We start from the raw sequence: 13,900 nt of genomic DNA, 5'->3' as shown, positions 1-13,900 counted from the left end.
AATGGGCTAGCTTAAAGTAGCTAGCCCCACTGACTCATCTCAGGGAATAGATAACATGGAGCAACGCTACGATTATATTATCGTCGGCGCGGGTTCGGCCGGCTGTGTGTTAGCGGATAGGCTAACGGAAAGCGGTGAACATAGCGTTTTATTACTGGAAGCTGGTGGTACGGATAAGAGCATTTTTATCCAGATGCCGACCGCGCTTTCTTACCCAATGAATACTGAAAAGTACGCTTGGCAATTTGAAACAGAGAAAGAACCGGGCCTTGACGGGCGTGAACTGCATTGTCCACGCGGCAAGGTGTTGGGTGGCAGCTCATCGATCAACGGTATGGTTTACGTTCGTGGCCACGCTTGTGACTTTGACCAATGGGAAGAAGAGGGCGCAGCCGGTTGGAATTACCAAGCTTGCTTGCCTTACTTCCGCCGCGCTGAATCATGGAATAAAGGTGGTGACGAATATCGTGGCGACAGTGGCCCAGTCGGCACTTGCAACGGTAACGATATGGAGCTCAACCCGCTTTACCAAGCGTTCATCGATGCAGGTAAAGATGCCGGTTACCCAGAAACACAAGATTACAACGGCTACCAGCAAGAAGGCTTCGGTACCATGCACATGACGGTAGACAAGGGTGTTAGAGCCTCAACCTCTAACGCTTATCTACGTCGTGCATTGAAGCGTTCAAACCTTACCTTGAAAAAAGGCATCGTGGCGCGTCGTTTCTTGCTTGAAGCACAAAACTCAACAGGCCAATCAGGCTTGAAAGCCGTTGGTGTTGAGTTTGAAAAGTCAGGCAATACCCAAGTGGCGGTAGCGAACAAAGAAGTGATCTCTTCTGCGGGTTCTATTGGCTCGGTTCAACTGCTTCAATTATCTGGTATCGGCCCGAAATCGGTGCTTGAAAAAGCGGGCGTTGAACTGAAACACGAGTTGAATGGCGTAGGTGAAAACCTTCAAGACCACCTAGAAGTGTACTTCCAATACCACTGTAACGAACCTATCACGCTTAACAGCAAGCTTGGCTTGGTGAGCAAGGGCATGATTGGTGCGGAATGGATTCTGACTCGTAAAGGCTTGGGTGCAACCAATCATTTTGAATCGTGTGCGTTTATTCGTTCTCGCAAAGGATTGAAGTGGCCAAATATTCAATACCACTTCCTACCAGCAGCAATGCGTTACGACGGCCAAGCGGCCTTTGATGGCCACGGTTTCCAAGTACACGTTGGACCTAATAAGCCAGAGAGTCGCGGCACGGTTGCGATCACTTCGGCAGATCCGCATGCCAAACCAGAGATCATTTTCAATTACATTTCGACCGAGCAAGACCGCCAAGATTGGCGTGATTGTATTCGTCTGACTCGCGAAATTCTGTCGCAACCAGCGATGGATTTTTACCGTGGTGAAGAGATTCAGCCGGGCCTGGACATAACTTCCGATGAAGCGATTGATGAATGGGTTAAGCAGAACGTTGAAAGTGCTTATCACCCTTCTTGTGGCTGTAAAATGGGTTCAGATGACGACCCAATGGCGGTGCTTGATGAAGAGTGTCGTGTTCGTGGCATTGATAATCTGCGTGTCGTCGACTCGTCTGTTTTCCCTACCATTCCCAACGGAAACTTGAACGCGCCAACCATCATGGTTGCTGAACGCGCATCTGATCTGATTTTGGGTAAACCGATGCTTAAAGAACAAGACGTTCCAGTGTGGATTGCGCCGGAATGGGAAGAAAAGCAAAGAATCAATAAGCCAGTAAGAGAAGCTTAAGCCTCTGTTACTGCTTAAAAATAACAAAAATAGTAACACCAATCATAAGTCAAAAGTCAGCAGAACTGCCGCTATCCGTTTGAGATAGAGCAGAAAAAGGAAAGATCAAAAGGAACCATTATGACGACTCTAAATATTCAGAACGTGGCGACAAAAACGTTAACAACACTCGCTATCAGTTCATTTGCATTTGCGGCTAACGCTTCTGTTGAGCCACAGCAATGTGAAAACGTTCGCTTTGCTGATGTCGGTTGGACAGACATCACCGCAACGACGGCAGTCACTTCTGAGCTACTGAAAGGTCTTGGCTACAAAACCAAAACAGACCTGCTTTCAGTACCCGTAACTTACTCTTCTATGGCCAATGGCGACATTGATGTATTCCTAGGTAACTGGATGCCAACTATGGAAGGCGATATTGCTAAATATCGTGAAGCGGGCACCGTTGAAACTGTTCGTGCCAACCTTGAAGGTGCGAAATACACGCTCGCTGTACCCAAGTACGTGTACGACGCCGGTGTGAAAAGCTTCGCAGACCTAGCAAAGCATGCTGACAAATTTAAAGACCGTATCTACGGCATTGAGCCTGGTAACGATGGCAACCGCCTAATCCAATCGATGATCGACTCTGACGCTTTCGGTCTAAAAGATTTCAGCCTAGTTGAATCAAGCGAAGCAGGCATGGTGTCGCAAGTATCACGCGCAGCACGTCGTAGCCAATGGATTGTTTACCTTGGCTGGGCACCACACCCAATGAACAGCAACGTTGAGATGGAATACCTATCTGGTGGTGACGACTTCTTCGGTCCGAACTACGGTGGCGCAAATGTTTACACCAATGTTCGTTCAAACTACCTGTCTGAGTGTTCAAACGTCGGTCAGCTTCTACAGAACCTAGAGTTCACTCTAGAGATGGAAAACCAGTTGATGGAAGAGATTCTGAACCAGAATGTGAAGCCTGAAAAAGCGGCGCAACAATGGTTGAACAGCAATCCACAACAAGTGGAAGCTTGGTTAGACAACGTAAAAACGCATAAAGGTGAATCAGCGACTCAAGCGGTTACTGAATACCTAAAACAAGTTAAAGCTTAGTTCTACTTATCTCAACAGCTACATAAATAATAAAGGTGGGCTGACCAATTTATCGATTGGTTTGAAGTAGCCCACCCATAATAAAAGGCAATATTGTGAATTTTATTACGGAAAACAAAATCCCTGTCGGACAATGGATGGAAGCTGGTGTTGATTGGTTAACAATCAACGCAGCAGGCTTTTTTGACGCTATTTCTATCTTTTTAGAAACCGTTATTCTGTTTTTAGTCGATGTATTTAAATGGATGCCGCCTGCGCTCCCTATCGTGATTACCGCTGCGATTGCTTGGTATTTACACCGTAAATTGTCGTTGGTGATCTTCGTTGTCGCGGCGCTACTGACCATCCTCAACCTTGGCTACTGGCAAGAAATGCTGGAAACCTTTGTTCTCGTCTTTGCGGCGACAACGATTTCCGTATTAATTGGCGTACCGGTTGGCATCATGGCTGCGCACCGCCCTTGGCTGTATACCTTACTGCGCCCAATCCTCGATTTAATGCAGACGGTACCAACGTTTGTCTACCTTATCCCGACCTTGGTTCTATTCGGCTTAGGCATCGTTCCGGGCTTAATCTCGACCATTATTTTTGCTATCGCCGCGCCAATACGCTTGACGTACTTGGGCGTGACCAAAGTACCTGAAGAGTTGATTGAAGCAGGTAAAGCCTTTGGTGCTAGCCGTATGAAGCTGCTACTCAAAGTGGAATTACCTGCGGCTCTGCCAAGCATTATGGCAGGTGTTACTCAGTGCATCATGTTGTCGCTTTCGATGGTGGTTATCGCCGCTCTTGTCGGTGCTGACGGGCTTGGTAAACCTGTTGTTCGTGCATTGAACACAGTGAACATCTCACAAGGTTTTGAAGCCGGGCTGGCGATTGTATTGGTCGCTATCATTCTTGATCGCTTGTGCAAAACACCTAATCAGAAGGAGGCTTAATCATGTCTAGCTCTCAGGAAAAAAAGAGAATGGACGCGATTACCATTAAAAACCTTGATGTTGTTTTTGGTGATAAGTCGAAGCAAGCGCTCGAGCTACTCAACCAAGGGAAAACTCGCCAAGAGATCATTGATGAAACAGGCCAAGTCGTGGGCGTAGATGATGTCTCTCTAACGGTTGAAGAAGGCGAGATCTGTGTGTTGATGGGCTTATCGGGCTCGGGTAAATCTTCGTTGCTTCGTGCCGTAAATGGTTTGAATGAGATCAGCCGTGGTTCATTGGCAATCAAAGACGGCGATAAGCTGGTTGATTTAGGCGAACAGTGCGACGAAGCAACACTGCGTCATTTACGTACTCACCGCGTTTCTATGGTGTTTCAAAAATTCGCCTTAATGCCTTGGTTAACCGTGTTAGATAACGTGGCGTTTGGCCTTGAAATGCAAGGTGTCGTCAAAGATGTTCGTCGTGCTAAGGCGCGTGAACAGCTTGAAATGGTTGGTCTAGCTGAATGGGAAACGAAATTCCCGCATGAGCTGTCTGGCGGCATGCAGCAACGTGTCGGTTTAGCGCGTGCCTTTGCCATGGACACTGACATTCTATTGATGGATGAACCGTTCTCGGCGCTTGACCCATTGATTCGTGCTCAGCTTCAAGATGAACTGATTACACTGCAAAGCAAACTTAACAAAACGATTCTGTTCGTGAGCCACGATCTTGATGAAGCGCTGAAGATTGGTAACAACATCGCGATCATGGAGTCTGGCAAACTGATCCAACACGGTAAGCCGGAAGAGATCGTACTGACGCCGAAAACGGAATATGTGAAGGACTTTGTTGCTCACACCAACCCGTTGAATGTACTTAAAGGGCGTTCTTTGATGCAGCCTCTTGATTCACTGACTCAAGAGAATGAAAGCTGGAAGATCTGCGATTCTAAAGATCTCTGGATTGAACAGAGTGAAGGTGCTTTATCGGTAAAAGGTGAACCGACGTTGGCACTTGTTGAGTGGAGTGAGTCTGACGACTTAACGGCTATCAACGCGTCGAGTGTCGTAGTGGTAAGTCCTGAAATTGGTATGCGTGATGCGATCAAGCTCAAGCAGATCAGTAACCATCCGATTTTGCTGGTTGAAGACAATCAATTGGTTGGGATCTTGGATAACAGCGAGTTCTACAACGCGCTGACCGGTAATTTTCAACTAAACAGTGCTGCTTAATCTTTTGAACTAAAATAGTCAGATGTCGAAACATTAAATAGGTAGTGAGGCCATCACAATCTCGCTACCTATTTGACTGCTCCGCTTTTTTATTTGTTAACGACTTCTGGCTTTTTGTTACCTTGTTAGCCGATATAAGAGCGAAAATCGTGACTCATTGAGCAAAAGTGTAGCCCTGCGCAAATTCAGAGGCATAGAAAAGATTGAGAATAGTATGAACATCAGTACAATGCGGAAAAATTAATGACGTAATTTATCAATTTATAGTGTAATTCGAGCGGTCCTGACTCCGATTTCATGAGAGCTCTTCGCTTCGACGCTGTAAAACCACTCACAGTATATTAGTACAAAGGTCTGCATCTTGGACAAACATGACGAAATCCTGGTCGCTATTCGACAAATTATTCGCGCTATCGATTTACACTCGAAAAAGCTGAGTAAAGAGTATGGTTTGACTGGCCCTCAATTAATTCTAATGAGAGCAATCCAAGAAATGGGTAATGTGACGATCAAAGAATTGTCGAATCATACCAATGTAAGCCAAGCCACAACCACGACGATCATCGATCGCCTAGAGTTGAATGGTTACGTACAACGTATCCGTAGTGTTGCTGACCGTCGTAAAGTGCATGCAAACTTGACGGAAAAAGGCCAAGAGCTGCTAAACAATGCGCCACCGCCGCTGCAAGATAACTTCGTTAAAAAATTCCAAAACCTAGAACCGTGGGAGCAAAGCCTACTGCTTTCTTCGATGCAACGCGTGTCGTCAATGATGAATGCGGAAGACATCGACGCTGCACCAGTTCTACAGCTTGAAGGCATTGCCAACGTTGCTAAGAGCTAGTTAGCTAGTTGGATTAATTGTTTAAAAACAATGTATTAAAATAATATTTAATGGTCGCTTTAAGCGGCCATTTTTGATCCTGCAATTCCCCATTTCTTTGATTATATCAGGCTGATTTGTCTTCTCTTTATCCTTTTCTGCTTCCCACTTTTTCAAATTTACTATCTCTTATTTATTCAATATCTAGCCACTTCTTTCAGACAGCATTGACGATTATCTGACAAAATAAGTATAGACCGACCGGTTTGTTTTGTATTATTGTGTGCATCTCTTAACCACGAGGTGATGTATGAAACATGAATTGACGGCTACACAAATGACAGCGACGTTGAAGAGTATGCAGGAAGCTTTTGCAGATGATCCGATGCCCACTGTGGCGGTGAGAATTGAACAGTTGCTTGCGCTGAAATCTGCTCTGATCGATTACACAGACCGTTTGTGTACAGCAGTAAGTGAGGACTATGGTCACCGCAGCCGACAAGATACTTTGATGGCCGACATACTTCCTTGTTTAGGAAATATCGATCACACCATCGAGTGTTTGCCACATTGGTCAACATCTTCGATTCGCCACTCAGGGCCTTTGCTTTCAACTTCTCGCGTTGAAGTGGTTTATCAGCCTAAAGGTGTTGTGGGGATCATTGCCCCATGGAATTTCCCTATCATGTTATCCATCGGCCCGCTTATTTCAGCCTTGGCCGCGGGTAATCGCGCCATGATCAAAATGAGTGAATTTACGCCAGCAACCAATCATGTTTTAAGACAGTTATTGGATGAAGTCTTCAATGCCGATGAGGTGTGCTTGGTTGAAGGCGAGGTTGACATTGCCGCGGCGTTTTCCGCGTTGCCGTTTGATCATCTTCTGTTTACGGGTTCAACCCAAGTGGGTCGTCAAGTGATGAAATCAGCAGCTGACACGTTAACTCCCGTCACTCTTGAACTAGGTGGCAAGTCGCCAGTTATCGTGGCAGAAGACATGCCGATCGATATTGCGGTAGAGCGAATCATTTACGGCAAGAGCCTTAATAACGGCCAAGTGTGTGTCGCACCTGACTACGTATTGCTGCCGGAAGACAAACTCGAAGGTTTTATTGAGGAATACAAAAAACAATACCAACTGCTGTTTGATGAAGGGGTTTATTCCGAGAATTTGACGTCTCTAATCAACCCTCGCCAATGCGACCGCATAGTGGGTTTGTTGAATGAAGAACAACAAGCGGGAACTCGAACCGTGGCCTGCCATGACGACGCGATGGACTTAGATTGCCAACGATTGGTAACGCATCTGATTGTTGAACCAAGCTTGTCATCCAAGGTGATGAACGAAGAGATTTTCGGCCCGCTATTACCGCTGATTACGTATCGAAATATCGAAGACGCGATCCAAATCATCAATAGTAAACCAAGGCCTTTGGCGCTGTATCTGATGAGCTTTGATTTGAGTTTACAGTCTCAGGTTAAGCACCAAGTTCATTCCGGTGGAATGTGTATCAATGACTGTGTTTTCCACTTGGCGGTAGACGACGCGCCGTTTGGTGGCATTGGTGAATCAGGGCAGGGTAATTATCACGGTAAAGAAGGGTTTATCACTTTCTCCCATGCCAAAACAGTCTTGGAAACGGGCTTAGATCATCGAGTTAAGCATCTGTTTGCAAAAGAAGAAAACGAATTAAAAACAGCAGTGATGAGCATGCTTGGTCAGTAAATCACTGTTGATATGACACTGTTTATTTTGAGAGGTTATTTTTATGTTAGAACGATTTTTTGAACGAACCATGAAAGCGTATTTGATGGTTACTGGTTTCTTAACGGCTACGGCTTTCGCTACTTTTCTTGCGCCTGATTGGAGCATGCAGACCCTGTTCTCTTACAACGATACGATGTTGGACAGTAGTACGTATTTGATGGGGACATATCAGCACTGGGGTGTGATGGTTGGCTGTATTGGTGTGTTGCTGATGTTCTCGGCCAAGTACAAATCGCTGCGCACTTCGACCATGATTTACAGCGCATTTGAGAAGTCGATGTTTGTTGGGATCTTCTTATACAACGTCTGCATTAATGACTATGAGTGGTTTTATGGTTGGAGTGGTGTGTTTGCGCTCGATGCGTTTGTGACCGTCTACTCTTTGGTTTATCTCTACTACTATCTCAATCGAGACAAAACAAAGGTACCCGCTCACTTGCGTTAACCTCTGTCGTTCAGCTCGATGAATCTAATATTCCTAAGCCCGCATTTGCGGGCTTTTTTCGTTTTCGACAAATGATCCTCAACGATCTTAATTGACATATCTTTGACATTAACACTCTAGACCGACCGGTTTGTATTGGTTATTGTTTAGTCATCAAACATAAACGAGGTAAACACCATGACTACCAATAACTTTAACTTTCAACTGAAAACCATTGTTCATGCTCAAGAGAACGGCATCGAAAATATCCCTTCTCTGTTTGCTCGCTTAGGCGCAAAAAGAGTCGTGCTTTTTTCTGACAAAGGTTTGGAGTCTCTGGGCTTTGTTGAGCAATTCTCAGCGTTGTTTGCAAACCAGACTGTGAATCAAGAAGCAAATCAACAAACGACTCAGCTCGTTGGTGTGTATACCGATATTGCGCCAGACGCGACTTGCGACAACATCAACGCAGCGATTGAGTTTGCTAATAACTTGAATGCAGACGCTATTTTGTCTGTCGGTGGAGGCAGCGTGATTGATGCTTCTAAGGGCGTGAAATACGCACTTCATAAGCAGATTGATGATATCCGTACCGTAATTGCAGGCGGTGGCTTTATGGAAGTTTGGCCAAACAATGAAGACATTCGAGTGCCTCACATTGCCGTACCGACAACGGCGGGGACTGGCGCGGAAGCCTCTCCGATTGCGGTTTTTTACAACGAGCATGAAAACATCAAGGCAAGTTTAGTGGCGTCTGGTTTAGAAGCTGACATCGCGATTCTTGATCCTACAGTTACGACCAAATTACCTGCTCACCTTACTCGCTCCACTGCGATGGATGCACTTACACATGCGGTTGAAGCGATTGTTTCGCCAATGAGCAATTCTTTTACCGATGCTTACGGTATCCAAGCTGCAAAACTGATTGTTGAAAACTTACCCGTGGCACTTGAGGAACCTGAAAATCTCACAGCACGCGGCAATCTTCTTCAAGCGAGCACTATGGCGATCTCTGCGTTCTACTCTTCGTTGGGCGGAATCCCAATCCACAACTGTGCTCATGCATTTGGTGCGATTAGCCATATTCCTCATGGCGATGCCAACACGGTATTGATGCCGGTTGTGATTGAAGCCCTGCCGGAATTCTATATGCCGAACGCAATTAAATTGGCTCAAGCATTCTCGCTAGAGAGCACTGGAACGGACGAGATGATTTACCAACGAGTGTTGGATTTCTTACACAACTTCCAAACCCAAGTTGGTGCGATGAAGCGTTTCAGTAGCTGGGAATTTGATGACCAAGAGAAGCGCAATATTGCTCAAGCGATTGAGAAAGATATCTGCTTCCAGTTCTACCCAATCTCAAAACAAACGATTGAACAGATTATAGAAAAATCAATTTAGTCGTCTGATTAAGCATCCCAAAATTCACTGTAAATCGAGGAAAAGTTATGAAGATTGAAAACGTATTGCTATCGAGCTTGTGCATCATCGCGCCGTTTCTACTTTTCACCTAATTCAAGCGACAGGGACGTTGTGACCTTTATTCCTGAGGAGGAAATAAATGTTCAATAAACGTTTAACTACCGCGATTCTGACTGGTGTTTTGGCGGTTCTGTTTTTTGCCAAGGCAAGTGTTGGCAGCGAAAGCTCTGTGGCCTTATCTGAACAGCACCGAGATGTCGTTCAGGTGTTGGATGAGGCCTATGAAGGACACTCTGAAGCACAACTTACTCTCGCTTATCGGTATTTGAGCGGTGATGGTGTTGAGCAGAATGACGAGAAAGCGGCGGAGTGGTTTGAAACCGCAGCCAGTGCCGGTAGCCCTGAAGCTCAAACACAGCTTGGCCTAATGTACTTCTCTGGAAGTGGCGTTCAGGTTAGCCAAGCGGAAGCTGTCACCTGGATCGGTTTGGCAGCTGCTCAAGATTATGACCCTGCGCTCGACTTATTACATTGGATGTCCCAAGCCGCGCACTAATTCAGATTCTAACCAAAGTTAATCACAGAAAAGCTAATCACAGCTATTGGAGACGTCTTATGCAGACATTCAAGAAATCCCTAGTATTCACCGCGATGGCCGCTGCAAGTAGCGCTGCCCTCGCCGCCGAATCAGACAAGCCGAACATCGTTGTTATTGTCGGTGATGATGTTGGCTTTGCTGATACCCAGCCTTATGGTTCAGAAGTCGAAACACCGAACTTGATGGCGCTTGCTGAAGAGGGGGTTAAATTCACCAACTTTCATGCATCACCGACCTCATCAGTCACTCGCTCAATGATGTTAACTGGAGCGAACAGCCACGAGGTTGGGCTAGGTACCTTTGATTATGCTGTCTATCCGGGCGCGATTGGTAAGCCGGGCTATGAAGGTTACCTGACCAAGAAGGGCGTAACCGTGGCTACGTTGCTCAAAGAAAATGGCTACAACACGTATTTATCGGGCAAATGGCATTTAGGTCATGATGATGGTTTTTTACCAGACGACAGAGGTTTTTCGGAAAGTTACGGTATTTTAGCGGGTGGTTCGAATCACTTTAACCGCGACATGATGTTCCCAGCCAAAAATGCAGCGACAGCAGATGCGCTGCAAAAAGGTGACATTCCCGGCGTTGAAGTTGAGCCTACCTACAGAAACGGTGAAGTGGTTGAGGACAAATACAAAGGTGAGTACTCAGACCAAGTTTACACCAATGAACTCATCAAGATGATCGATGGCAAGAAAGACGACGGTAAGCCTTTCTTTGCTTATCTTCCTTTCACTGCGATACACCTTCCGCTGCAAGCACCAGAATCAGCGTATCAAGACAAGGTTGATTACTACGTCGAGCATGGTTGGGATTCGATCCGTGAAGATCGCTTTGAACGCATGAAGGAGATGGGCGTTATTCCTAAAGATGCCGATATCTCAAGTCGCAATTCATTAAGTCGTCCTTGGGACTCTTTGTCTGAGAAAGAACAAGAGTGGTATGGCAAGAAGATGGCGGTGGCAATGGGCATGATGGAGATGCAAGACCAACAAGTCGGTCAGGTTGTTGATTACCTAAAAGAGATTGGGGAATACGACAATACTTACATTATGTATCTGGCAGACAACGGCCCTGAAGCGACCGATATCACCGGTGAAAACACCAGTGATTTGATTCGAACATGGACGGCACATCACTTTGACAACTCGACGGAAAATTTGGGGAAAGTCAACTCCAGTGTTTCATTAGGTCCTGAGTGGGCGAGTGCGTCTACCGGTGGTTTGTCTTGGTATAAAGCGTACACGGCAGAAGGCGGTATTCGAGTGCCCTTTATTGTTAAGCCTGCGAAAGCGCTCTTAGAGGGCGATCAAGCACTGCAACCTGGTACCCAAACCGATGACTTGTCACAAGTAAAAGACATCGCTGCCACCATTCTTGAAATCGCCGATGTAGAACATCCAGGAACAGAATATCAAGGTCGTGAAGTGGCGCCGATGAGTGGTGTGAGCTTGTTGCCTTACTTTAAGGGAGAAACTACAGAGGTGCACAGTGCCGATAATACGATTCCATTTGAGTTGTTCGGTAGTGGCATTTTGCTCAAAGGGGATTACAAGATCATCCGAATTTCTACAGGCATGGGCGGTGACAGTGAATGGCACCTGTACAACACCAAAAAAGACCCGGCTGAGCAGCATGATTTAAGAAACCAAATGCCAGACTTGTTCCTAGAGATGGTTGCTGAGTATCAAGAGTACGAAAAAGCTCAAAACATTGTGCCAGTTGATGAAGCGTGGAACCCGTTCGAGAACGTGAAATAGAGGAAACAAACCACTCGGCTAACCTAATACCATCAGGCTTGGTTGGCCGATGAGCACCGTGTAAAGGAATTACGAATTGTTTTGGCTAATACAATAACTTTTACATCGAGGAATTCTTCATGACGACCTTATCACTATCAAACCTGAGTTCGGTTCCGCAATTTAACGGCAAGGCGCACAGCAAGCTTCAAGCGTTGGCAAAACCCATTGGTGCGGTCTGTAATATCAGCTGCACTTACTGTTATTACTTAGATAAACAGCAGTTGCTTGAATACCCAAAAGGATCTCAATATGTGATGGATGAAGCGCGGCTAGAGCTCTATATCAAGCAGTATATTGAGGGGCAGAATACGCCGGAGATTATCTTTTCTTGGCATGGTGGTGAGCCAACTCTGCTCGGCATTGAGTACTTTGAAAGGGTCGTAGCGTTACAGAAAAAATACTGTCCTAACCACAGCAAGATCAGCAACGACCTTCAAACCAATGGCACCTTGTTGAATGATGATTGGTGTGAGTTCTTCAAGAACAATGATTTTATCATCGGTGTGAGTATTGATGGCCCCGAGCATCTACATAATCATTACCGCACAAATCGCGCAGGCAAAGGCACTTTTTCTCAAACCATGCGTGGAATCGGTTATTTAAAAAAACATCACGTTGAGTTTGCGACCTTAACCTGTGTGAATGATGTGACGGGTAAATACCCGTTAGAGGTTTATCGTTTTCTGCGTGACGAAGTGGGTTCAAAGCAGCTGCAGTTCATCCCTGTGGTGGACAAGCGTGAGGCTCACTCCAACAATAAATGGTTGAGCAACCAACAAGCGATCATTCCTGTCTCTGGTGAAGTTGAGCCTTGGAGCGTCGGTTCTACGCAGTGGGGACAGTTTCTTTCGACGGTTTTTGATGAGTGGTTCGAACGCGATTTTGGCCGAGTGCTTGTGCCTTACTTTGAAAACTTCGTTGGTGTGTGGATGGGAAGAGACAGTACCATGTGCACGCTGAGTGAGATCTGTGGAAAAGGGTTAGCGGTTGAACCTAATGGCGATGTGTACTCATGCGACCATTACGTCTTTCCTGAGTTTCAGTTGGGCAATATTCATGAGAAGCCCCTATCGACGCTGGCATTTTCACCCGCTCAGCAAACCTTTGGATTCGCGAAGCAAAAGTCGTTACCCAAACAGTGCCAAACTTGTGAGTTTAAATTTGCTTGTCATGGTGAGTGCCCCAAGAACCGAATTATCAACAGTCGTGATGGTGAGGCTGGGCTAAATTACCTATGTGAAGGGTGGTTGAAGTTCTTTCGGCATATCGATCCGGTGCTCAATGCTTTGTTAAAAGCCAATAACATAGCGTCGCGGATGGGATAAGTGAACCAATGACGTGATAAGCAAAATCTTAGGTAGAAAAAGAATAAATCTAGGTAGAAAACGAACAAGCCTGAAAACAAAAGGCTCGCTATATCAAGCGAGCCTCTTAACGTGTAGGAACGGGTTAATCTTTTGAATTCATCGCAAGCAATGTTTCTTCCATGGCATTGTCCAGGATCGAACGGTTGCGCTGCATCGCTGCCATTAGCGTTGAGCCTAGCCATAAGCCATAAAGCGTGCGAGATAGTGATTCAGGATCTGCGATATTGAAATCACCCGCTTCATTGCCTTCTTCGAATAGCTTAGCCATACGTAGAATGATCTTCTCTGCACCCTCAGCCATGGTCGATTGTAACGGGTTAGCAGAGCCTGACACTTCACCCGCTAGCTTGACCACAAGACACTGGATATTGAAGTCTTCAGTCAATTTCGATGCACACCAAAACTCGAAATAGGTTTTAACGCGGTCACGACGAGACAGAGTTTCATCACTCAGAAAGTCATCAAGCTTAACTAGGTGCTCATCAAAGTAGTCGGCTAGAAGGATCTCACCAAAGTGCTCTTTGGATTTGAAGTAGTGGTAAAACGAACCTTTAGTCCCTTCGGCTTGGTTGATGATTTTCATCAGGCCAACGCCAGCAAATCCGTGTTCATTAATAAGGCTAAACCCTGCATCGAGCATAGCTTGTCGCATGTCTTTCATTGGTCTTACTCTTT

At 45.8% G+C, this 13,900-nt stretch carries 12 protein-coding genes; 11 read left to right on the top strand and 1 reads right to left on the bottom strand.

The window, feature by feature from the left end:
• The first annotated feature begins 55 nt into the window (after nucleotides 1–55).
• The 11 genes from betA (at nucleotide 56) to L0992_20715 (ending at nucleotide 13,183) form a co-directional block, all read left to right on the top strand.
• Nucleotides 56–1,768, top strand: coding sequence for a choline dehydrogenase (gene betA / locus L0992_20765; protein XGB68834.1), 1,713 nt, complete (start codon nucleotides 56–58; stop codon nucleotides 1,766–1,768).
• 120 nt (nucleotides 1,769–1,888) lie between these two features.
• Complete coding sequence (locus tag L0992_20760; GenBank protein XGB68833.1) at nucleotides 1,889–2,860, top strand: choline ABC transporter substrate-binding protein; 972 nt, start codon at nucleotides 1,889–1,891, stop codon at nucleotides 2,858–2,860.
• 95 nt (nucleotides 2,861–2,955) lie between these two features.
• Entirely contained in the window at nucleotides 2,956–3,798 is an 843-nt protein-coding gene (gene choW, locus L0992_20755; protein XGB68832.1) for a choline ABC transporter permease subunit, read from the top strand.
• A gap of 2 nt (nucleotides 3,799–3,800) precedes the next feature.
• Nucleotides 3,801–5,015, top strand: coding sequence for a choline ABC transporter ATP-binding protein (gene choV / locus L0992_20750; protein XGB68831.1), 1,215 nt, complete (start codon nucleotides 3,801–3,803; stop codon nucleotides 5,013–5,015).
• Between the two features lie 361 nt (nucleotides 5,016–5,376).
• Complete coding sequence (locus L0992_20745; GenBank protein XGB68830.1) at nucleotides 5,377–5,859, top strand: MarR family transcriptional regulator; 483 nt, start codon at nucleotides 5,377–5,379, stop codon at nucleotides 5,857–5,859.
• A 289-nt stretch (nucleotides 5,860–6,148) separates the two neighbouring features.
• Nucleotides 6,149–7,564 (top strand): coniferyl aldehyde dehydrogenase, encoded by a 1,416-nt coding sequence (locus tag L0992_20740; protein XGB68829.1) that lies wholly within the window; start codon nucleotides 6,149–6,151, stop codon nucleotides 7,562–7,564.
• A gap of 43 nt (nucleotides 7,565–7,607) precedes the next feature.
• On the top strand, nucleotides 7,608–8,051 hold the full coding sequence (locus L0992_20735; GenBank protein ID XGB68828.1) for a hypothetical protein: 444 nt from the start codon (nucleotides 7,608–7,610) through the stop codon (nucleotides 8,049–8,051).
• Nucleotides 8,052–8,228: 177 nt separating this feature from the next.
• Nucleotides 8,229–9,434: an iron-containing alcohol dehydrogenase gene (locus tag L0992_20730; protein ID XGB68827.1), complete on the top strand. Its 1,206-nt coding sequence runs from the start codon at nucleotides 8,229–8,231 to the stop codon at nucleotides 9,432–9,434.
• A gap of 160 nt (nucleotides 9,435–9,594) precedes the next feature.
• Nucleotides 9,595–10,011, top strand: coding sequence for a sel1 repeat family protein (locus L0992_20725; GenBank protein ID XGB68826.1), 417 nt, complete (start codon nucleotides 9,595–9,597; stop codon nucleotides 10,009–10,011).
• 59 nt (nucleotides 10,012–10,070) lie between these two features.
• Nucleotides 10,071–11,816: an arylsulfatase gene (locus tag L0992_20720; protein XGB68825.1), complete on the top strand. Its 1,746-nt coding sequence runs from the start codon at nucleotides 10,071–10,073 to the stop codon at nucleotides 11,814–11,816.
• A 119-nt stretch (nucleotides 11,817–11,935) separates the two neighbouring features.
• Complete coding sequence (locus L0992_20715) at nucleotides 11,936–13,183, top strand: anaerobic sulfatase maturase (protein XGB68824.1); 1,248 nt, start codon at nucleotides 11,936–11,938, stop codon at nucleotides 13,181–13,183.
• Nucleotides 13,184–13,307: 124 nt separating this feature from the next.
• Here the strand turns inward: L0992_20715 and L0992_20710 are convergent, their stop codons facing one another.
• Nucleotides 13,308–13,886, bottom strand: coding sequence for a TetR/AcrR family transcriptional regulator (locus tag L0992_20710; protein XGB68823.1), 579 nt, complete (start codon nucleotides 13,884–13,886; stop codon nucleotides 13,308–13,310).
• Between the last annotated feature and the right edge of the window lie 14 nt (nucleotides 13,887–13,900).

Source organism: Vibrio pomeroyi, assembly GCA_041879425.1.
Lineage (GTDB): Bacteria > Pseudomonadota > Gammaproteobacteria > Enterobacterales > Vibrionaceae > Vibrio > Vibrio pomeroyi_A.
The sequence above is the reverse complement of the archived record's forward strand: the minus strand, read 5'-3'. Positions and strand labels throughout refer to the sequence as shown.